We start from the raw sequence: 18,460 nt of genomic DNA, 5'->3' as shown, positions 1-18,460 counted from the left end.
CTGATTCGTAGCTTTTTCAGTAGAGTCCGTACGACTAGTAAGACTATATGTTATCGGGTAAACAATGCATCCCGCAGGCTGGCAATTTCATGTTCGCTAATCGCCCATGCCTTCAAAGGCTGCGTCCTGTCGCGCCGGCAGGTTTCTGAATGCTGCCAGCGCACGGGCCCTGGATTGGCTCAAGTCGACAATCGGTGCCGGATAATCCACGGCGCCAAACAAGCCGCCCTGGGTATTTGGGCTATGGACCTGTTGCCTGTCCAGATCGTTCAGTTCAGGTAGCCAGCGTTTGATGAACAGGCCCTCGCGGTCAAATTTTTCCGACTGGCTCAACGGGTTGAAGATGCGGAACCAGGGTGCCGAATCGGTGCCGGTGGAGGCGCTCCACTGCCAGCCGCCATTGTTGGCGGCCAGGTCGCCGTCGATCAGGTGCTGCATGAAAAAGCGCTCACCTTCGCGCCAATCGATCAACAGGTTCTTGGTCAGGAACATGGCGACGACCATCCGCAAGCGGTTGTGCATCCAGCCGGTCTCCAGCAACTGACGCATGGCCGCATCGATAATCGGCAGGCCGGTGCGCGCTTGTTTCCAGGCCTCCAGTTCTGCGGGGGCTTTGCGCCAGGCCAGCGCCTCGGTTTCGGGGCGGAACGCGCGATGGCGCGACACGCGTGGATAGCCCACGAGAATGTGTTTATAGAACTCACGCCAGAGCAATTCATTGATCCAGGTCACAACACCGGCACTTCCGCTTTCGAATTCACCTTGGTTGGCTTGCAGCGCGGCGTGCAGGCACTGACGCGGTGACACCACCCCAGCCACCAGATAGGCCGATAGCTGGCTGGTGCCGGGCTTGGCGGGAAAGTCCCGCTCGCCTTGGTAATCGTCGATGTGCTGGTCGACAAAGGTGTCCAGGCGCCGCCGGGCTTCGGTTTCCCCGGCAGGCCAGAGCGCTCGTAGCGCTTCGCTGGGCGGTGCGAACCCATCGACTTGCGTCGGCACCGGGTCGCGGGTAATGCCGGTGGGAGCCTGCCGGACCGGTGTGGCGACCAGGCTCGGCAATGAGAAATGCAGACGGCTGTAGCAGACCTTGCGGAACTGGCTGAACACTTGGAAATAGTTGCCGGTCTTGGTCAGCACGCTGCCGGGCTTGAACAGCAATTGGTCGAGGTGACTGTGAAACTCAATGCCCTGGTCATTCAATGCGCGGGCGGCCTCGGCGTCGCGTCGCGTTTCATTCAGGCCGTACTCTTCGTTGACATGCACGGCGCCGACATTCAGTTCTCGACAAAGCTTTAGCAGTACGTGTGGGGCCTGGTGCCAATGCGCTGCGGCGCGGATCAGCAGTGGGATGTTCAATTCGTCCAGGGCCGCGCTCAACGCGCCGAGGTTGCGCAACCAGAAATCGATCTTGCACGGTGCGTCATCATGGGCGCGCCATTGTTCGGGGCTGGTCAGGTACACCGCCACGCAGGGTCCTTGGGCTGCGGCCGCCGCAAGAGCGGTGTTGTCGTGCAGGCGCAAGTCGCTGCGCAGCCAGATCAGTTGCATGCTGTCTTCCATCTAAAGGAGTTCTCGGCGGCTCAGTTCGCGCTGAGCCGATAACGGGTCTTCGGCCCAGGAGACGTCAATCATCGCAACGCCTGTGGATAACCTGGCCTGGTGGATCGACGCTGCGGGGCCGGCGATGATGATTGGGCAATCAATTGCGCCCAGCAGCCTGGGCAGTTGGGACAGGTTGAGGGCGTGACTGGAATACAGCAGGACGCCGCGGGCCTTGAGGCGTTCGACCGCCAGGGCCAGTTCACCCGCCGGTAGCGGGCTGTCGAACACTTCCACCGGGCAGTCGGCGCTGCTGGCCAGCCAGGCAGTGAGCCACAGGTGCGGCTCCTGGGGCGAGTCCGAATGATTGACCAGTAACAGTGGCGCGCCGCGCAACTGGCGGTTGTTGTGGTAGATCCGGCTGCCGAACTTGCTGCGCAGCCACGAGTACAGGAAGACCCGTTCCAGTTGCGCGCCGAACTGGCCTTGCCAGCGCAGGTGCAGCTCGGCCAGCAACGGCAAGAGCAACTGCTCGCACACGGTCCAGGGCGGGTACAGCGCCATCGCCTGGTTGACCAGGTCATCGATCTGGCGCTCGGCCAGTTGCGTCACCGCCAGCATCAGGGCGTGGCGCTGACGTTGCCAGTCATTCTCCGGCACCTGGGTGGGTTCGCTCGGTGGCTGCGGCGTGTCCAGCAACGGCTTGATCTTGCTCACCGCAACGCCACGGTCGATCCAGGTGAGAATGCTCAGGATCCGTTGCACATGCTCGGCGTTGAACAGTCGGTGGCCCTTGGGTGTGCGGTGCGGCACGATCAGGCCATAGCGGCGCTCCCAGGCTCGCAGCGTGACGGCGTTGACACCGGTTTGCCGGGCGACCTCGCGTATGGGCAGCCAGCCTTGCGCCAAGGCCTTGGCAAAATCGGCCCCCAGGTCTTCGCTGGCACTGGAATCGGGTTCGTTCCTCATCAAATAGCGTTTCGCAAACTGAGGTTTTCCGGGTGCGGTTGCAGGTAGACCTGCTGCGCCAGGTAGGGATCGGGGTGCTGGCGCAAGTGATGCTTGAGCAACGTCAGTGGCACCACCAAGGGCACGATGCCGAGGCGATATTGCCCGATCAGATGCTGCACCTCCTGTTTGTCCTCGGCGTCGATGGCGCGCTTGAGGTAACCGCTCAGGTGTTGCAGCACATTGGTGTGGGTGCGGCGGGTGGCGCATTTCTTCAAGGCCGCCATCAATGCACTGAAATAACGTGGGCCCAGCTCATTGGGGTCGGCCTTGCCCATGTTGCCCAGCAAGTTGCCCAGGGCCTTGTACTGCACCGGGTTGTGGGCCATCAGCAGGTATTTGTAGCGCGAGTGGAATTCGATCAGGTCGCGACGGGTCAAGCCTTGGCGACGCAAGGATTGCCAGGCGGCATAGGCAAATACCCGGGTCAGGAAGTTCTCGCGCAGCACCGGATCGTTGAGACGGCCGTCTTCCTCCACCGGCAGGTCGGGGTGGCGTTCGCAGAAGGCCTGGGCATAGATGCCGCGGCCACCGCCGTCCTGGGTCACGCCGTTGTGGTCGTAGACCTTGACCCGCTCCAGTCCGCAGGACGGCGATTTCTGCATGAAGATGTAGCCGCAGATGTCATCCAGTTCCCCAGCCATTTGCTGCCCGTAGTCGGCCAGTGCCCGGGTCACGTTGAGGTCGCGATTCACCGTGCCGAGCGCCTCGGGGTGTTCGGGGTTGCCCACCAGGCGAATCGGCTCCCGGGGGATACCCAGGCCGATGGCAACTTCGGGGCACACCGGCACGAAATCAAAATAGTCGACGAGGGTGTGGCTGCACAACTGCGATTGTTTGTGCCCGCCGTTAAAGCGAACTTCAGCACCCATCAGGCAGGCGCTAATGGCGATTCTGGGTTTGGCGATGGCTGTGCTGGGCATGGGCGACCTCTGATTGCTAAATCTTGTACAGGTTTGTATTTCTGTACAATATTTTCATCATAGGTCCGAACGTGCACAAGTCAACCGGATTTGTGGGGCGAGGCGACGTCAATCTGTGTCGCAGGCAGGCTGCTGTCTCTTTCGACAGCAGCGAAGGGCGATGGGTGATGGGATCTACTGCAGGCTTGCATGCAGGCGGCGGGCAGCTTCCTGGCCGCTGAGCCATGCGCCTTCGACCCGGCCGGACAGGCACCAGTCGCCGCACACATACAGGCCCAGGTCGGCATCGGCCAGCGCGCCCCATTCGTGGCTGCCGGCGGGGCGGGCGTAGAGCCAGCGATGGGCCACGCTGAAGCTCGGTGCAGGCATCGCACTGTGCAGCAGTTCGGCGAAGGCGCCATGCAGGTGCTCGATCACCGCTTCCTTGGACAGGTCGATGTGCTGCCGGCTCCAGTCGCTGGTGGCGTGCAGGACCCAAGTGTCGAGCTTGCTGTCGCGTCCCGGTTTGCTGCGGTTGCGCGCCAGCCAGTCCAAGGGGCTGTCCTGTACGAAGCAGCCTTCCATGGGCGTATCCAGTGGTGCTTCGAAGGCCAGCGCCACGGCCCAGGTCGGGTCCATCTTCACGCCGGCGGCCACTGCGGCCAGCTTCGGTACGGCCGCCAGCAATGCGGTGGCCTGGGGCGCGGGCGTGGCGATCACCACTTGGCCGAAGGGGCCGTGGGTGAAACCTTCCGCGTCCTGCAAATGCCAATGCTCCTGGCCGCGGTAGACTTCGGTGATCCGGCAGGCAAACTGCACCTGCAACTTGTCGAGCAAGGCGCGGGTGATGGCGCTCATGCGCGGCGTGCCGACCCAGCGGGTCTGTTCGTCCGGCGATGGGCTCAGTTGTCCGTTCTGGAAGTTGTAGAGTTGCGGGTTCCATTCCGCCGCCCAGCCGTTGGCTTGCCAGCGCTGGACTTCCGTGACAAAGCGGCGGTCGCGGGCGGTGAAGTATTGCGCGCCCATGTCCAATGCGCCGGCGTCGCTGCGCTTGCTCGACATGCGTCCGCCGCTGCCGTGGCTTTTATCGAAGAGTTGAACGATGTGCCCGGCCTCCGTCAGGGCCTGGGCGGCTGAAAGTCCGGCGATGCCGGTGCCGATGATTGCGATAGGTACAGTCATGAGGGCCTCGTTTACCTTTCTGTACAGACTACGCCGTCGTTTAAACCTGTACAATTCGGGTTTTTGGTATAAGTTTTACCGTTCGCGTTTGGACAGGTTGTCCTATTGTTAAACACAGACCCTGTCCGATACGAAAAATCCCTGCTTATAAAAATAGACTAATGGGCCGGGTAAAACGCGATGCGAGGAACATCTCATGCACATATTGCTGACCGGCGGTACTGGTTTGATCGGACGTCAGCTCTGCCGCCTCTGGTTGGGGCAGGGACATCGCTTGACGGTATGGAGTCGTCGACCCGAAGAAGTGGCGAAAATCTGTGGGGCAGATGTGCGAGGCGTTGCCAAGCTTGATGAAATTGTCGAGTCGGTGGACGCGGTGGTCAACCTCGCAGGAGCGCCGATTGCCGATCGGCCCTGGAGCCACAAACGCAAGATGTTGTTGTGGAGCAGTCGCATCACGTTGACGGAAGTTCTGCTGGCGTGGCTGGAGCGTTGCGAGCAGAAACCGCAGGTATTGATTTCCGGTTCCGCGGTGGGCTGGTATGGCGACGGTGGCGAGCGTGAGTTGACCGAGGAGTCGGGGCCGGTGAGCGAAGATTTCGCCAGCCAGTTGTGCATTGCCTGGGAAGAAACCGCGCAACGGGCCGAGGCGTTGGGGATACGCGTGGTGCTGGTTCGTACCGGCCTGGTCCTGTCTGCCGAGGGCGGCTTTTTGTCGCGGTTGCTGTTGCCATTCAAACTGGCGCTGGGCGGGCGTATCGGCAATGGTCGGCAGTGGATGCCGTGGATTCATATTGACGATCAAATCGCCCTGATTGATTTTCTTCTACACCGCTTTGAGGCCAGCGGTCCTTATAATGCGTGCGCTCCGAACCCGGTACGCAACCGCGATTTTGCCAAGGCCCTGGGGCATGTATTACATCGGCCAGCCGTGGTGCCGATGCCGGAACTTGCGTTGAAAGTCGCGCTGGGGGAATTGTCCTTGTTGTTGCTCGGCGGCCAGCGCGCCACGCCGGCCCGATTGCAGGCGGCGGGTTTCACATTCCGCTTCACTGATTTGCCTGCGGCCCTGGAAGACTTGTCCAGCCGCCTTTGAAATAGGACGTTGCATGACCGATCACGCGTTGCTTCTGGTGAATCTGGGTTCGCCTGCCTCCACTTCGGTGGCCGATGTGCGCCGCTACCTCAATCAATTCCTGATGGACCCGTATGTCATCGACCTGCCATGGCCGGTGCGGCGCTTGCTGGTGTCGCTGATCCTGATCAAGCGTCCCGAGCAGTCGGCCCATGCCTATGCCTCGATCTGGTGGGAGGAGGGTTCGCCGCTGGTGGTGCTCAGTCGTCGGTTGCAACAGGCCATGACCGCGCAGTGGACCCAGGGCCCAGTGGAACTGGCGATGCGTTATGGCGAGCCGTCCATTGAATCGGCGCTGGTGCGGCTGGCGAGTCAGGGTCATAAAAAAATCACATTGGCGCCGTTGTACCCGCAGTTCGCCGACAGCACCGTGACCACCGTGATCGAGGAGGCCAAGCGGGTCGTGCGGGAAAAGAAACTCGATGTGCAGTTCTCGATTCTCCAGCCGTTCTACGATCAGCCCGAATACCTCGACGCCCTGGTGGCCAGCGCCAAGCCGTACCTTATGCAGGAGCACGATCATCTGTTGTTGAGTTTCCACGGCTTGCCGGAGCGGCACCTGACCAAGCTCGACCCCACGGGGTTTCATTGCTTCAAGGATGCCGACTGCTGCAGGAACGCGCCGCCGGAGGTCATGGCGACCTGTTACCGCGCGCAATGCATTCGCACCGCCGAGCTGTTCGCCCAGCGCATGGGGCTCAAGGACGGCCAGTGGTCGGTGTCGTTCCAGTCGCGATTGGGCCGGGCCAAATGGATCGAACCCTATACCGAAGCACGCCTGGAGGAACTGGCCAAAAGCGGCGTGAAGAAAATCTTGGTGATGTGCCCGGCGTTCGTGGCCGACTGCATTGAAACCCTGGAGGAAATCGGCGATCGCGGCCGTGAGCAGTTCCGCGAGGCAGGGGGGGAGGAGTTGGTGCTGGTGCCTTGCCTTAATGATGAGCCGCAGTGGGCGCAGGCGTTGAGTACCCTCTGCGAACGGGCGCCGATAGCTCTGTAAACCTCGAAAAGCATCGCGGGCAAGCCTTGCTCCCACAGATTTTGTCTTGACCACTCAAGCATGGTCCACTCAAAACCTGTGGGAGCAAGGCTTGCCCGCGATGACAATAGTGCAGGCGGTGAATCTACAGCAGCGGTTCATCCGCCTTCTTCTGCTTCCAGCCATCATTGCCCGGCAGCAGCAGGTTCAACGCAATCGCCACCACCGCGCACAGCGCGATGCCTTTGAGGCCGAAGTCGTCCGGGCCAGTGCCGGTGCCCACCAGCACGCCGCCGATGCCGAACACCAGCGTCACCGAAACGATCACCAGATTGCGCGCCTCGCCCAGGTCGATCTTGTGGCGGATCAAGGTGTTCATGCCCACCGCCGCAATCGAACCGAACAACAGGCACAGGATCCCGCCCATCACCGGCACCGGGATGCTTTGCAGCAGCGCGCCGAACTTGCCGATGAATGCCAGGCTGATGGCAAAGATCGCCGCCCAGGTCATGATCTTCGGGTTGTAGTTCTTGGTCAGCATCACCGCGCCGGTCACCTCGGCGTAGGTGGTGTTGGGCGGGCCGCCGAACAGGCCGGCGGCGGTGGTGGCAATGCCGTCACCGAGCAGGGTGCGGTGCAGACCGGGTTTTTTCAGGTAGTCACGACCGGTCACGCTGCCCACGGCAATCACGCCGCCGATGTGCTCGATGGCCGGTGCCAGCGCCACCGGCACGATGAACAGGATTGCCTGCCAGTTGAATTCCGGCGCGGTGAAGGCCGGCAGGGCGAACCAGGGTGCAGCGGCGATTTTCGCGGTGTCCACGACCCCGAAGAAAAACGCCATGGCAAAGCCCACCAGCACGCCGGAAATGATCGGCACCAGGCGGAAAATGCCTTTGCCGAACACCGCCACGATGAGGGTGGTGAGCAGGGCCGGCATCGAAATCAGCATCGCGGTTTGATAATGAATCAGCTCGCTGCCGTCGCCGGCCTTGCCCATCGCCATGTTGGCGGCAATCGGCGCCATGGCCAGGCCGATGGAAATGATCACCGGACCAATCACCACCGGCGGCAGCAGCCGGTCGATGAACCCGGTGCCCTTGATCTTCACCGCCAGGCCAAGAAAGGTGTAGACGAAACCTGCCGCCATCACGCCGCCCATGGTCGCAGCCAGGCCGAACTGGCCCTTGGCGAGGATGATCGGGGTGATGAAGGCAAAGCTCGAGGCCAGGAACACCGGCACCTGGCGCCCGGTGACGATTTGGAACAGGATCGTTCCCAGGCCGGCCGTGAACAGCGCCACGTTAGGGTCCAGCCCAGTGATCAGCGGCATCAGTACCAGCGCGCCGAAGGCGACGAACAGCATCTGCGCGCCGGACAGCACCTGGCGCCAGAGCGGATCGTTGAACTCATCCTGCATGCTCAAGCGTCCTTCTGCTTGGTGCCGAAGATCTTGTCGCCGGCATCGCCCAGGCCCGGGATGATGTAGCCGTGTTCGTTGAGTTTCTGATCGATGGACGCGGTGTAGATGGTCACATCCGGGTGGGCATCGTGCACGGCCTTGATGCCTTCGGGGGCCGCGACCAGCACCATGGCGCGGATGTCCCGGCAACCGGCCTTTTTCAACAGGTCGATGGTGGCGACCATGGAACTGCCGGTGGCGAGCATCGGGTCGATGATCATCGCCAGGCGCTCGTCGATTTCCGGCACCAGTTTTTCCAGGTAGGTGTGCGCCTGCAGGGTCTGCTCGTTGCGAGCCACGCCCACAGCGCTGACCTTGGCCCCCGGGATCAGGCTCAGCACGCCCTCGAGCATGCCGATGCCGGCGCGCAGGATCGGCACCACGGTGATCTTCTTGCCGGCGATTTTCTCGACCTGGACCGTACCGGCCCAGCCGTCGATTTCATAGGACTCCAGCGGCAGGTCCTTGGTGGCCTCGTAGGTGAGCAGGGCGCCGACTTCCTGGGCGAGTTCACGGAAGTTCTTCGTGCTAATGTCGGCGCGGCGCATCAGGCCGAGTTTGTGTCTGATCAGCGGATGGCGGATCTCGAGGATGGGCATGGGGAAGGCTCCGGCGGCGGGCAAAAAAACCGGCCTAGATTAATCTATCCGAGGGTGTTGTCCTATAGACAATACAGAACGTTAGTCCACAAACGCTTGATCTGGCCGGGCGGGGTGCGTACCTTTGCCGGTTTTTCCGATCCGCTACCCCTGGAGAGCGACATGTCCGCTGATCTCGAGCATATCCGTCAAATCATGCGAGAGGCTGACTGCCTGTACACCGAAGCCGAAGTCGAAGCGGCCATCGCCCGTGTCGGTGCGCAAATCAACGATCAATTGGCCGAGGCCAACCCGGTGGTGTTCTGCGTCATGAACGGCGGGTTGATTTTCTCCGGCAAGCTGCTGACCTACCTGAACTTCCCCCTGGAAGCGTCCTACTTGCACGCGACGCGTTATCGCAACGAAACCAGCGGCGGCGACCTGTTCTGGAAAGCCAAGCCGGAAGTCTCGTTCATCGACCGCGACGTGCTGATCATCGACGACATTCTCGACGAAGGTCACACCCTGGGCGCGATCATCGACTTCTGCAAACACGCCGGTGCCCGCGCCGTGCACACCGCCGTGCTGATCGACAAGGACCACGACCGCAAGGCCCGTCCGGACTTGAAAGCCGATTTCGTCGGCCTTCCGTGCATCGACCGCTACATCTTCGGTTACGGCATGGACTACAAAGGTTACTGGCGCAACGCCAATGGCATTTTCGCCGTCAAGGGCATGTAATCGATGACTCGGCCAAGCTTTCTGGATCATGCACTGTTCGATGACTTGGCCGAAAAATCTGCGGCCAGTCCTCGTGGGCGGCAGCATCATAACTTCCATGAGATGGATGAGCCGTGCCACCGCATGGCGGTGGGGCTGCAGCCTTCGACCTACATCCCGCCGCACCGCCACCTGAGCGCCGACAAGGCGGAAACCTTGCTGGTGCTCAAGGGCCGGTTGGGGATATTGATCTTCGATGAAACCGGCGCGGTGGTAGACAAGCGCATCCTGCAGGCCGGTGGCGATTGCCTCGGCGTTGACCTGCCGGCCGGTGTGTATCACGGATTGGTGGTGCTGGAAGCCGACAGCCTGATGTTCGAATGCAAGGCCGGCCCCTACCGGCCCGTGGGCGAGGGCGAACTGGCCCACTGGGCGCCCCGTGAAGGCGAGGCCGGCGTGGCGCAATACCATGCCTGGATGCGCGCCCAGTTCGCCACATGAATTCAGCTGCACCCTCACTACAGATCAAGCCAGCCTTGAATGAGCGGTGCTGCCAGCAGCCAGCCATTGCTCGCTCTTGACCCGTGCCTGCTCCAGGGTCTGCACATACGCCAATTGCCGCTGCTCGCGATGAATGCCGGCGCGGCGCAGTTTCAGGCGTACCCTTGGCGCCGTCGCGACCAGGATCAGGCCGATGCCCTGCTTGCGGTAATCCTTCAGGATGTTTTCGAACGCGGCCAGCGCGGTCATGTCCAGCATGGGCACGGCGCTCATTTCCACGACCACCACCCGGACCCCCGGATCGAACTTGCGCAGCACATCCAGGGCTTTTTCCGCCGCGCCGAAGAACAGCGGTCCGCGAATCCCGTAGCAACGCACATGCTCGGGCATGTCCAACAGGGCCTGGTGGAAGTGACGGGGCAATTCGGCGCTGTCGGTCAGTTCGCTCATACGCTTGATGAACAGCCCGGCGGCCAGCAGCAGGCCGACGGCGACGGCCATGACCATGTCGAACAGGACGGTCAGGCTAAGGCAGGTCAGCAGCACCAGTACGTCGCTGCGCGGGGCGATGCGCAAGGTATGCAGCACGTGTCCGGCTTCGCTCATGTTCCAGGCCACTATCACCAGTAGCGCCGCCAGGGCAGCCATGGGCAGGTAGCTGAACAGTGGCGCCAGCAGCACCATCGCCAGCAGCACCACAAGGCTGTGAATGATCGCGGCCAGCGGTGAAGAGGCGCCGCTGCGCACATTGGTCGCACTGCGGGCAATGGCCGCCGTGGCGGTGATACCGCCAAACAGCGGCGCCACGACGTTGCCCAGGCCTTGGCCGATCAGCTCGGCATTGGGGTCGTGCTTGCTGCCGGTCATGCCATCCGCTACCACGGCGCACAGCAGCGATTCGATGGCGCCAAGCATGGCAATGGCGAAGGCCGGGCCCAGCAGTTGGCGGATCAGGTCATAGGAAAGCGTCAGGGGATGGCCTTGGCCATCTGGCAGGTTCCATGGCCACTCGAAGCTCGGTAAAAACGGCGGGATGCCGGGATGGCTGATGCCATCGACCACGTAGCTGAAACGCTCACCCAATGTCGCCACCGGCCAACCGCCGTGCTCCAGCGCCAGTCCCAGTAGGGCCCCGACCAGCAAGGCAACCAAATGCCCGGGAACTCGCGGTACCCAACGTGGCCAGGCAATCAACACCGCCAGGCACGTGACGCCGATGATGCCATCGCCGAGTCGGGCACTGGGCAGTGCCACGATCAGTTCGCCCAACTGTTCGATGTAGTGCTTGGCTTGCCCGACGGTGGTCAGCCCCAGCAGATCCTTGAGTTGCAAGGTGGCGATGACCACGCCGATCCCGGCGGTAAAGCCGAGGATCACCGGGTAGGGGATGTATTGGATCAGCCGTCCGGCGCGCATCAACCCCAGGGTGATGAGAATCAGGCCGGCGAGCATGGTGCACAACAACAGACCGCCGAGGCCGTATTGTTGGGTGATGGGCAGCAAGATCACCACGAACGCCGCTGTCGGCCCGCTGACGTTGAAGCGCGAGCCGCCGGTGAGGGCGATCAAGGGTGCGGCCACCAATACCGTGTACAAGCCATGTTGCGGCGGGACACCAACGGCAATCGCCAGGGCCATGGCCAGTGGGATGGCGATGATGCCGACGGTCAGCCCGGCCACCAGGTCGCCACGCAGGCGCTCAAGGGTGTAACCGGCGCGCCAGGTTTGGCGCCAGGCGGCAAACAACGGTGGGGCGGAGAAAGACATGAATACTCCTCGCAAGGGGGGGCTGCACTGGCCCTGTACAGATCGTTCCCACGCTCCGCGTGGGAATGCCGCCCTGGACGCTCCGCGCCCCATGTGACGCGGAGCGTCACTGGATGCATTCCCACGCAGGAGCGTGGGAACGATCATGCGTCGGTAGACCGGGGCTGATGGCTCTTTGAGTATGCCGTGCTCGTTGCGCGGATGTATTGATCTGGATCGTTATTTTTACCGCTCAGGCTCATGCTAGAGTGCCCGGCCAAGACCCTGGAGCTTGTCATGCGTGTATCGATCCGCCGCTGCGCCACTTTGCTGTTGATCTCCAGCCTGCCCTTGGCGGTCGTGGCTGCGCCGATGCACAGTCAGTTCCTGCCGCCTGATGACCTGATGGTGCGCCAGGAACAGCCTGAACAGCAGCAGTTACTGCAAGTGACCGAGTATTCGGTGGTACTGGGTAACCAGCGTCAGTCCAACCAGCAACCGATTCCGGTCACTTCACCCTTGCTGGTCCGTCTCAAGGGCAAGCCGATGAACAAAGGGGCGACCATCAACCAGGTGATCCTCAACTTCGACGGCGAAAGCAAAAGCCTGAAGAAACCGGTCTTCGACGAGGCGAGCAAGACCCTGACGCTGTCTTATCCACAGGCCCAGTACCGGGTGGTCATCGATCTGCTGCGCAACAACACGGTCTATGTGCAGTTTCTCACCTACGCCAACGGCCATATCTGGGCCGACCTGCACACCGGTGCCGAACGCCTGCGTTGAGCCCCGGGGCCTGCCGGGGGTAAACTGCCCGCCCCGTGAACTGTGCGAGCTGGAGCCGGCAATGCGTAAAGACAAGAAACAAGTGATTGGCGACGAGATTGGCGATGAACAGATCAAGCTGTTCCTCAATTTCGAACCGGTCGATGCCACTTCGCCGTCGCTGCACAAACTGATCAAGGCCTACCGTGGCCTGCGGGTCGACGATTTCGAGCGTTTCCTGACGTTCTTCGTCGAGGCCGGCCATGACCTCAATGGCAAGGATGAGCACGGCAACGATTTCGTCGCGCTGGTTCGCGACCAGCGTAATGCTGAGGATTACATCGAATTGATCGAGAAGGCGCGTGGCTGATTGATCCTGGGCCTGCTTCGCAGGCCAGCGGGAGCAAGCTCCCTCGCCACGAAAGCGTCACCCATAAAAAACGCCCCGCTCTCATGGAGAACGGGGCGTTTTTTTATGCGATCAAATCAAGCGTAGCTTTGGGTCTCGCTGCTTTCTTCAACCAGCTCCAGCGCGATGTTGTTCTGCGCATTGATCTTGCGATACAGCGCAGCGTCGGTTTCCAGCACTTTTTCCCGGGCCGGGAAGATTTCTGCGAGCTTGGCAGCCCACTCGCCCTTGGCTTTGTCCGGGAAGCAGCGCTCGATCAGTTCCAGCATGATCGACACGGTCACCGAAGCACCTGGAGATGCGCCGAGCAGGGCGGCGAGGCTGCCGTCCTTGGCCGCCACCAGTTCGGTGCCGAACTGCAGGACGCCACCTTTCTTCGGGTCTTTCTTGATGATCTGCACCCGTTGGCCGGCCACTTCCAGGCGCCAGTCCTCGGCTTTCGCCTCGGGGTAGAAGCGACGCAGGGATTCCAGGCGCTGTTCCATGGACTGCATCACTTCGCTGATCAGGTACTTGGTCAGGTCCATGTTGTCCCGGGCCACGGCCAGCATCGGGCCGATGTTGCCGGCGCGTACCGACAGCGGTAGATCCATGATCGAGCCGTGCTTGAGGAACTTGGTGGTGAAACCGGCGTACGGCCCGAACAGCAGGGATTTCTTGCCATCGACCACACGGGTGTCCAGGTGCGGCACCGACATCGGCGGCGAGCCCACGGCGGCCTGGCTGTAGACCTTGGCCTGGTGGTGCTTGACCACTTCCGGGTTGTCGCAACGCAGCCACTGGCCGCTGACCGGGAAGCCGCCGAAGCCCTTGCTTTCCTCGATGCCCGAGGCTTGCAGCAGCGGCAACGCCGCACCGCCGGCACCGAGGAACACGAACTTGGCGTCGACATCGCGGCTGCTGCCGGAATTGACGTCCTTGATGCTCACGGTCCAGCCACTGCCGTTGCGCTTGAGGCCGGTGACGCGCTTGCAGTATTTGACCTGGGTGTCCGGGGCGCTGGTCAGGTGCTTGAGCAACTGGTTGGTCAGGGCGCCGAAGTTGACGTCGGTACCGTTCATGACACGGGTGGCGGCGATGACCTCATCGGCCGGCCGACCAGGCATCATCAGCGGCATCCACTCGGCCATCCGGGCCTTGTCCTCGGTGTATTCCATGTCGGCGAAGGCGTGATGCTGGTGCATCAGCTCGAAGCGCTTCTTCAGGAACGACACGCCGTTCTCGCCTTGCACGAAGCTCAGGTGTGGCACCGGGGCGATGAAGGACTTGGAGGAGCCGAACGTGCCTTTTTTGGTCAGGTACGTCCAGAACTGCTTCGACACCTCGAACTGGGTATTGATGTGCACGGCTTTCTTGATGTCGACATTGCCGTCGGCCGCCTGGGGCGTGTAATTGAGCTCACACAGCCCGGCGTGGCCGGTACCGGCGTTGTTCCACGGGTTGGAACTCTCCGCGGCACCGGAATCCATCAGCTCGACGACTTCCAGCGAGATCGCGGGGTCGAGCTCCTTGAGCAGTACGGCCAGGGTGGCACTCATGATACCGGCCCCTACCAGAACTACATCGACTGCTTCGTTATGCGCCATTTAACGCGTCTCCAAAATCTGCAGCACCAAATTGTCGGCATAGCGGCCAAGAGAGGCGGGGCAGGTCAGTTGCGCCCCAGTTATCCATGGCCAGGATCGCCATGTCCGAATCTTCGCAATTTTTCGCACCTACTGCGGATGCATGCAGCCTGGCCTCAAGAGTCACATGAACTCATTTAAGCGCCGGGCAGGCAATTCGACTTATGGCCGAGACATCCGTTCGTGCAACCAAATCCGTAGCGGACAGGCTTCAGGCGCCGGTTCTTGAGCGATATCCGGTCCTGTGTCGTTGGGCTGTTTCAGACGCTAATGGTGCTTGTTCAGACGCAAAACTATTCATTTGCTCGCCACACTCTCGTGAAGTTGTGAAAACCCGTTTTTTCACGCTCTTTTGAAGACGTGAACCTCAAAAAAGGGCTGTCCCAGCCTGGCACTGCGCCCGGTTTGGTTGCCCCCATGTAGTACATGACAGGCAAAACGGGCAGACAGCTCAGTGACCGAGCGTAATGACAGCTCTGCAGATTCGCGAAAAGTGGTGATTTGCCTGGAGGAACAGCAAGCGCGCCAGCTTCACTCGATCTGTGTGGGCGGCTCTCTGTGGGCGTTGCGGGGTGCCAATACCAGCGCATCAGCGGTGTTGCGAGGCCCGATCAGGAGACGTCCTTATAATCGGGGGGAGATTGTATCGAAGAAACGCAGGGAAATGGTCGTGTTTAATGACTTTTATTAGCCGTCCGGTCAGATGGTCAACAGCTGCCGGTTGCGTGCGCGGGCACGAAGCGGTTGCACGCGGGCGCTGGCTGGCAATGGCTGGTGCAGCCAGTTGAGACGGATCTCGTCGATTTCCACCCAGCCTTCGCCCATGGGTTGCAGGCTGCACTGCTTGAACGCCTGGCAACGGCCGTTGCGATCGAGCAGGGCGAAGCTGCGGTGATGAGGGCGCGGGGTAAACAGGGAAATAAGGAAGCGCATGATCGAATACCGGGTCAGGGAGCTTGGGATAAGCCTGACAGCGGGGCATGACATGCCGGTGTAAGGACCATGACAGTGGGGTGACAGGAACCGGCAACCACGGCCCGTGTCAGACATTTCAGTATTCATCGCAAGTCTCTAGTTCACCGCGATGGCGCACCGCTATACTGCCGGCCTGTTTGTGCCCGATTCTGGAGAGAAGAGCATGTTGCAACGCCTGTTGTTCGGTTTGATCGCTGTGACCAGTCTGACCCTCGTCGGTTGCGCCCACAGCCCGCAACAACTTAACCCGGAGCCCAAGCTCAATGCCCAACTGGCGCCTGTGGGTCGTGGCCAGCCGGTGGTGGTGCGGGTGGTGGACGGTCGTCCGTCGCCGACGCTCGGCACCCGTGGTGGGCTGTATCCGGAAACCAGTGTGATCACGGTGCAGGGCGCGCAGATCCTGCCCAAGCTGCAGGCCCAGGCTGAAGCCGCCGTGCGTTTGCTGGGCTTTACGCCGACCGCCAATGCCTTGAATGCACCGCAACTGACGGTGACCCTGGCCGAGCTCAAGTACCAGTCGCCCAAGGAAGGCATGTACGTGACCGAAGCCACCATCGGCGCGACCTTCCGCTCCGACGTGCAGAACGCCAACCGCCGCTACAGCGGTCGTTACGGTGCTTCCCTGGACCAGCGCTTCGGCATGGCGCCTAACCAGGACACCAACACCAAACTGGTCAGCGACGTCTTGAGCGATGCCCTGACCCGGCTGTTCAAGGACCCGACCATTGGCCAGGTGCTGGCTGAGTAAGTAACAAGGCCTCATAAACCCTGTGGGAGCTTGCTCCCACAGGGTTTTTTTATGGGCGAGATTCTCAGGCTGCCTGGGAATAGAACTCCAGCACACTGATCCCGGTCAGCAGGTCTGTCTCCGGCAGGTCGGCATGTTGATGGCCGCCGAGGGCGCAATACACCAGCCAATGTCGGTCCTGCACGTTGAAGGACAGGCTGCCGACGAGGTTCTGTTGTTCGTCGCTTGGGCTGATGAGATAGAGGCGATCCTGGTTTTCGGCGTGCAGCATGACGGGTTCCGTGCAGGTTTGAAGGGCGACAGAGTGGCCTAATCAGATGACGAAACCGTGACGGGTGAAATTAACCCTGGGCTTGCTCCCTCGCCACAAAAGAACCCAGCGTTGCGGCGGGATCGTTACTGGTCGGAAAAAGCGGCGCAGGGCGGCAGGCTTTCGGTAGAATCCGCGCCCTGTTCGTAGGCCACGGACGTGCCCTGTCCGTTTTTCGCTTGAGGTTCGTAATGTCGTCGCATCTGCTTTCGTTGTTCGCCGCCCACCCCGCCAAACTGATCAACCTGCTCGCGTTGCTGTTTGCCTGCCCGGGCGGCTGGGTGCTGCATGCGACGCGCCGTCGTGAACAACGGGCACGGGCCTGCCTTGAAGCACGCAATCGCGATGGCAACGAACGATTTGAAGCGCTGCTGGATCTGGCCACTCAGCGGATGAACCGGTTTTTCTACCGGTTTGGCTTTGGTTGCCTGGCGCTGGCGTTGCTGGTGTCGTGGATCAGTACGCAGTTCTGATGAAGCAATCCGTGTCGAGTGTACTTCTTTGTGGCGAGGGGATTTATCCCCGCTCGAGTGCGTAGCACTCGCAAGCCCTTGGGCTAGCCCGAGATCTCGGGGCTGCTACGCAGCCCAGCGGGGATAAATCCCCTCGCCACAGCAAGCTCCCTCGCCACAGGGAACCCGTGTCCTCAAACCTATCGCTTAAAGCGCCAACCCCGCCTTGACCCGATACTGATTGCGCACCGGCGTTGCGTATTGCAGCACCAGGAACGGCCGGTGTTCCGGCGGGCAAGCGTCCAGCCGGCGTTGCCATTCTTCCTGGGCCTTGGCCAGCTCTTCGGCGCCAAACACCTCGGCCGCCGTGGGCACCTGCAACTGCGGGTCGGCGTCGGCCCATTGGGCATAAGCCAGGTAGTGCACTGGGAACAGGCGGTAGCCGCCGAGAATCTGCCGATCCATTTCCTGGGCCAATTGCTTGGTGTCCTCGAACAGCTCGGTGATGGGCGCGGCGAAGTTCACGTGGACCCGGCCCTTGTAGCCGGTGATGCCCTTGGCGATGCTCACGTCGTCCTCGCCCGGTGCCTTGGTGTAGGTGCCGGTGGTGGCGCGGATGTACAACTCGCGGGCCTTGGCCTGGTCGCACGGGTCGTATTCGTAGCTGATCGACACCGGTGTGAGATTCAGTGACTGGATCACCTCGCCGAACGGCTCGTCCTTGCGGCTCATGTGGAACATCTTGAGGATCGCCGATTCGGTCCGGTCGTCACCGTCCTTGGCCCGCCCTTCGGCCTGGGCGATCCAGATCGAGGCGCAGTCGTGGCGGATCGAATGGTTGATGTACGCCGACAACAACTGGTACGCCGCCATTTTTTCCCGCCGGCCGGTGATGGAGCGGTGCACGATGAAGCTCTTGTTCAGGCGCATCAGGTCGCTGACAAAAGGCTTTTGCAGCAGGTTGTCGCCAATGGCGATGCGCGGGGTCGGCAGGCCGGCGTGGTACACGGCATAGTTGACGAAGGCCGGGTCCATCACGATATCGCGGTGGTTGGCGATGAACAGGTACGCACTGCCGGACTTGAATTGCTCCACCCCGGTATAGGTCACGCCATCGGTGGCGCGCTCGATGGTGTGGTCGACGTAGAACTCCACCTTGTCCTGCAACGTGGCGACCGATGTCACTCCGGCGAACTCACGGCGCAATCTTTGCGCTATAAGGGGTTTGAGCATCCAGCCGAAGGCGCCGGCCAGGCGTGGGAAGCGGAAGTGGGTGAGGATATCTAGAAACGCCTTGTCGCCAAGCAGTCGTGCCAGCACCGCTGGGACTTCGCTGTCGTCGTAAGGTCGGATGGCATCGAATTCGCCCATCATGCTCTCTTGTAGGAAACGGCTAGGGTAAGTAAAGGTTCGATCGAAAAACCGAC

At 61.5% G+C, this 18,460-nt stretch carries 19 protein-coding genes; 8 read left to right on the top strand and 11 right to left on the bottom strand.

The annotated features are described in order from the left end of the window. Positions 1 to 96 precede the first annotated feature (96 nt). From phrB to Q7F16_RS18450, 4 genes are all read right to left on the bottom strand, one after another. Complete coding sequence (gene phrB, locus Q7F16_RS18465) at positions 97 to 1,548, bottom strand: deoxyribodipyrimidine photo-lyase (RefSeq protein ID WP_095974937.1); 1,452 nt, start codon at positions 1,546 to 1,548, stop codon at positions 97 to 99. Positions 1,549 to 1,560: 12 nt separating this feature from the next. Next, a complete protein-coding gene (locus Q7F16_RS18460; RefSeq protein ID WP_409556160.1) occupies positions 1,561 to 2,508 on the bottom strand; it encodes a MerR family transcriptional regulator in 948 nt (315 codons plus the stop codon). Further along, positions 2,508 to 3,470 carry a YbgA family protein gene (locus Q7F16_RS18455; protein WP_046063537.1) on the bottom strand — a complete coding sequence of 321 codons (963 nt, stop codon included), beginning with the start codon at positions 3,468 to 3,470 and terminating at the stop codon, positions 2,508 to 2,510. The genes Q7F16_RS18460 and Q7F16_RS18455 overlap by 1 nt, the downstream gene beginning before the upstream one ends. 174 nt (positions 3,471 to 3,644) lie before the next feature. Beyond that, the gene (locus Q7F16_RS18450; protein ID WP_014340182.1) at positions 3,645 to 4,631 is read right to left on the bottom strand and encodes an NAD(P)/FAD-dependent oxidoreductase; all 987 of its coding nucleotides are present in this window, start codon (positions 4,629 to 4,631) and stop codon (positions 3,645 to 3,647) included. 196 nt (positions 4,632 to 4,827) lie between these two features. Here Q7F16_RS18450 and Q7F16_RS18445 point away from each other — a divergent pair, with 196 nt between their 5' ends. After that, positions 4,828 to 5,727 carry a TIGR01777 family oxidoreductase gene (locus Q7F16_RS18445; protein WP_014340181.1) on the top strand — a complete coding sequence of 300 codons (900 nt, stop codon included), beginning with the start codon at positions 4,828 to 4,830 and terminating at the stop codon, positions 5,725 to 5,727. A gap of 13 nt (positions 5,728 to 5,740) precedes the next feature. After that, the gene (gene hemH, locus Q7F16_RS18440; RefSeq protein WP_046063538.1) at positions 5,741 to 6,766 is read left to right on the top strand and encodes a ferrochelatase; all 1,026 of its coding nucleotides are present in this window, start codon (positions 5,741 to 5,743) and stop codon (positions 6,764 to 6,766) included. 124 nt (positions 6,767 to 6,890) lie between these two features. Here the strand turns inward: hemH and Q7F16_RS18435 are convergent, their stop codons facing one another. Both Q7F16_RS18435 and upp read right to left on the bottom strand, forming a co-directional pair. Further along, a complete protein-coding gene (locus tag Q7F16_RS18435; RefSeq protein ID WP_046063539.1) occupies positions 6,891 to 8,165 on the bottom strand; it encodes a uracil-xanthine permease family protein in 1,275 nt (424 codons plus the stop codon). 2 nt (positions 8,166 to 8,167) lie between these two features. Then, a complete protein-coding gene (gene upp, locus Q7F16_RS18430; protein ID WP_018606486.1) occupies positions 8,168 to 8,806 on the bottom strand; it encodes a uracil phosphoribosyltransferase in 639 nt (212 codons plus the stop codon). Between the two features lie 162 nt (positions 8,807 to 8,968). On the opposite strand from upp, the gene Q7F16_RS18425 reads away from it, so the two are divergent. After that, a complete protein-coding gene (locus tag Q7F16_RS18425) occupies positions 8,969 to 9,526 on the top strand; it encodes a hypoxanthine-guanine phosphoribosyltransferase (RefSeq protein WP_018606488.1) in 558 nt (185 codons plus the stop codon). A 3-nt stretch (positions 9,527 to 9,529) separates the two neighbouring features. Next, positions 9,530 to 10,006: a WbuC family cupin fold metalloprotein gene (locus Q7F16_RS18420; RefSeq protein ID WP_079302624.1), complete on the top strand. Its 477-nt coding sequence runs from the start codon at positions 9,530 to 9,532 to the stop codon at positions 10,004 to 10,006. A 24-nt stretch (positions 10,007 to 10,030) separates the two neighbouring features. On the opposite strand, the gene dauA is transcribed toward Q7F16_RS18420, so the two are convergent. Further along, the gene (gene dauA / locus Q7F16_RS18415; protein ID WP_046063541.1) at positions 10,031 to 11,773 is read right to left on the bottom strand and encodes a C4-dicarboxylic acid transporter DauA; all 1,743 of its coding nucleotides are present in this window, start codon (positions 11,771 to 11,773) and stop codon (positions 10,031 to 10,033) included. A gap of 276 nt (positions 11,774 to 12,049) precedes the next feature. Here dauA and Q7F16_RS18410 point away from each other — a divergent pair, with 276 nt between their 5' ends. Then, positions 12,050 to 12,535: a hypothetical protein gene (locus tag Q7F16_RS18410; protein ID WP_409556159.1), complete on the top strand. Its 486-nt coding sequence runs from the start codon at positions 12,050 to 12,052 to the stop codon at positions 12,533 to 12,535. 61 nt (positions 12,536 to 12,596) lie between these two features. Next, a complete protein-coding gene (locus Q7F16_RS18405; RefSeq protein ID WP_014340173.1) occupies positions 12,597 to 12,884 on the top strand; it encodes a PA4642 family protein in 288 nt (95 codons plus the stop codon). 116 nt (positions 12,885 to 13,000) lie between these two features. On the opposite strand, the gene mqo is transcribed toward Q7F16_RS18405, so the two are convergent. After that, positions 13,001 to 14,509 (bottom strand): malate dehydrogenase (quinone), encoded by a 1,509-nt coding sequence (gene mqo / locus Q7F16_RS18400; RefSeq protein ID WP_046063542.1) that lies wholly within the window; start codon positions 14,507 to 14,509, stop codon positions 13,001 to 13,003. A 738-nt stretch (positions 14,510 to 15,247) separates the two neighbouring features. After that, the gene (locus Q7F16_RS18395) at positions 15,248 to 15,481 is read right to left on the bottom strand and encodes a hypothetical protein (protein WP_014340171.1); all 234 of its coding nucleotides are present in this window, start codon (positions 15,479 to 15,481) and stop codon (positions 15,248 to 15,250) included. Positions 15,482 to 15,686: 205 nt separating this feature from the next. On the opposite strand from Q7F16_RS18395, the gene Q7F16_RS18390 reads away from it, so the two are divergent. After that, the gene (locus Q7F16_RS18390; protein WP_003205489.1) at positions 15,687 to 16,271 is read left to right on the top strand and encodes a YajG family lipoprotein; all 585 of its coding nucleotides are present in this window, start codon (positions 15,687 to 15,689) and stop codon (positions 16,269 to 16,271) included. Positions 16,272 to 16,335: 64 nt separating this feature from the next. Here the strand turns inward: Q7F16_RS18390 and Q7F16_RS18385 are convergent, their stop codons facing one another. Beyond that, complete coding sequence (locus tag Q7F16_RS18385) at positions 16,336 to 16,542, bottom strand: hypothetical protein (RefSeq protein WP_046063543.1); 207 nt, start codon at positions 16,540 to 16,542, stop codon at positions 16,336 to 16,338. A 230-nt stretch (positions 16,543 to 16,772) separates the two neighbouring features. Here Q7F16_RS18385 and Q7F16_RS18380 point away from each other — a divergent pair, with 230 nt between their 5' ends. Continuing rightward, a complete protein-coding gene (locus tag Q7F16_RS18380; protein ID WP_014340169.1) occupies positions 16,773 to 17,054 on the top strand; it encodes a hypothetical protein in 282 nt (93 codons plus the stop codon). 186 nt (positions 17,055 to 17,240) lie between these two features. Here the strand turns inward: Q7F16_RS18380 and Q7F16_RS18375 are convergent, their stop codons facing one another. Then, positions 17,241 to 18,407, bottom strand: a complete 1,167-nt coding sequence (locus Q7F16_RS18375) for a 1-acyl-sn-glycerol-3-phosphate acyltransferase (RefSeq protein WP_046063544.1) — start codon at positions 18,405 to 18,407, stop codon at positions 17,241 to 17,243. Positions 18,408 to 18,460 lie beyond the last annotated feature (53 nt).

This window comes from Pseudomonas sp. Lb2C2 (assembly GCF_052112205.1).
In the GTDB taxonomy this organism is placed as follows: domain Bacteria; phylum Pseudomonadota; class Gammaproteobacteria; order Pseudomonadales; family Pseudomonadaceae; genus Aquipseudomonas; species Aquipseudomonas kilonensis.
Note: the sequence above shows the minus strand (reverse complement) of the source record. Positions and strands in the feature narration are given on the sequence as shown.

Excerpts from the sequence above, each read along its gene's own strand:
- phrB (WP_095974937.1), bottom strand. The coding sequence starts at position 1,548 with ATGCAACTGATCTGGCTGCGCAGCGACTTGCGCCTGCACGACAACACC.
- Q7F16_RS18460 (WP_409556160.1), bottom strand. The coding sequence starts at position 2,508 with ATGAGGAACGAACCCGATTCCAGTGCCAGCGAAGACCTGGGGGCCGAT.
- Q7F16_RS18455 (WP_046063537.1), bottom strand. The coding sequence starts at position 3,470 with ATGCCCAGCACAGCCATCGCCAAACCCAGAATCGCCATTAGCGCCTGC.
- Q7F16_RS18450 (WP_014340182.1), bottom strand. The coding sequence starts at position 4,631 with ATGACTGTACCTATCGCAATCATCGGCACCGGCATCGCCGGACTTTCA.
- Q7F16_RS18445 (WP_014340181.1), top strand. The coding sequence starts at position 4,828 with ATGCACATATTGCTGACCGGCGGTACTGGTTTGATCGGACGTCAGCTC.
- hemH (WP_046063538.1), top strand. The coding sequence starts at position 5,741 with ATGACCGATCACGCGTTGCTTCTGGTGAATCTGGGTTCGCCTGCCTCC.
- Q7F16_RS18435 (WP_046063539.1), bottom strand. The coding sequence starts at position 8,165 with ATGCAGGATGAGTTCAACGATCCGCTCTGGCGCCAGGTGCTGTCCGGC.
- upp (WP_018606486.1), bottom strand. The coding sequence starts at position 8,806 with ATGCCCATCCTCGAGATCCGCCATCCGCTGATCAGACACAAACTCGGC.
- Q7F16_RS18425 (WP_018606488.1), top strand. The coding sequence starts at position 8,969 with ATGTCCGCTGATCTCGAGCATATCCGTCAAATCATGCGAGAGGCTGAC.
- Q7F16_RS18420 (WP_079302624.1), top strand. The coding sequence starts at position 9,530 with ATGACTCGGCCAAGCTTTCTGGATCATGCACTGTTCGATGACTTGGCC.
- dauA (WP_046063541.1), bottom strand. The coding sequence starts at position 11,773 with ATGTCTTTCTCCGCCCCACCGTTGTTTGCCGCCTGGCGCCAAACCTGG.
- Q7F16_RS18410 (WP_409556159.1), top strand. The coding sequence starts at position 12,050 with ATGCGTGTATCGATCCGCCGCTGCGCCACTTTGCTGTTGATCTCCAGC.
- Q7F16_RS18405 (WP_014340173.1), top strand. The coding sequence starts at position 12,597 with ATGCGTAAAGACAAGAAACAAGTGATTGGCGACGAGATTGGCGATGAA.
- mqo (WP_046063542.1), bottom strand. The coding sequence starts at position 14,509 with ATGGCGCATAACGAAGCAGTCGATGTAGTTCTGGTAGGGGCCGGTATC.
- Q7F16_RS18395 (WP_014340171.1), bottom strand. The coding sequence starts at position 15,481 with ATGCGCTTCCTTATTTCCCTGTTTACCCCGCGCCCTCATCACCGCAGC.
- Q7F16_RS18390 (WP_003205489.1), top strand. The coding sequence starts at position 15,687 with ATGTTGCAACGCCTGTTGTTCGGTTTGATCGCTGTGACCAGTCTGACC.
- Q7F16_RS18385 (WP_046063543.1), bottom strand. The coding sequence starts at position 16,542 with ATGCTGCACGCCGAAAACCAGGATCGCCTCTATCTCATCAGCCCAAGC.
- Q7F16_RS18380 (WP_014340169.1), top strand. The coding sequence starts at position 16,773 with ATGTCGTCGCATCTGCTTTCGTTGTTCGCCGCCCACCCCGCCAAACTG.
- Q7F16_RS18375 (WP_046063544.1), bottom strand. The coding sequence starts at position 18,407 with ATGATGGGCGAATTCGATGCCATCCGACCTTACGACGACAGCGAAGTC.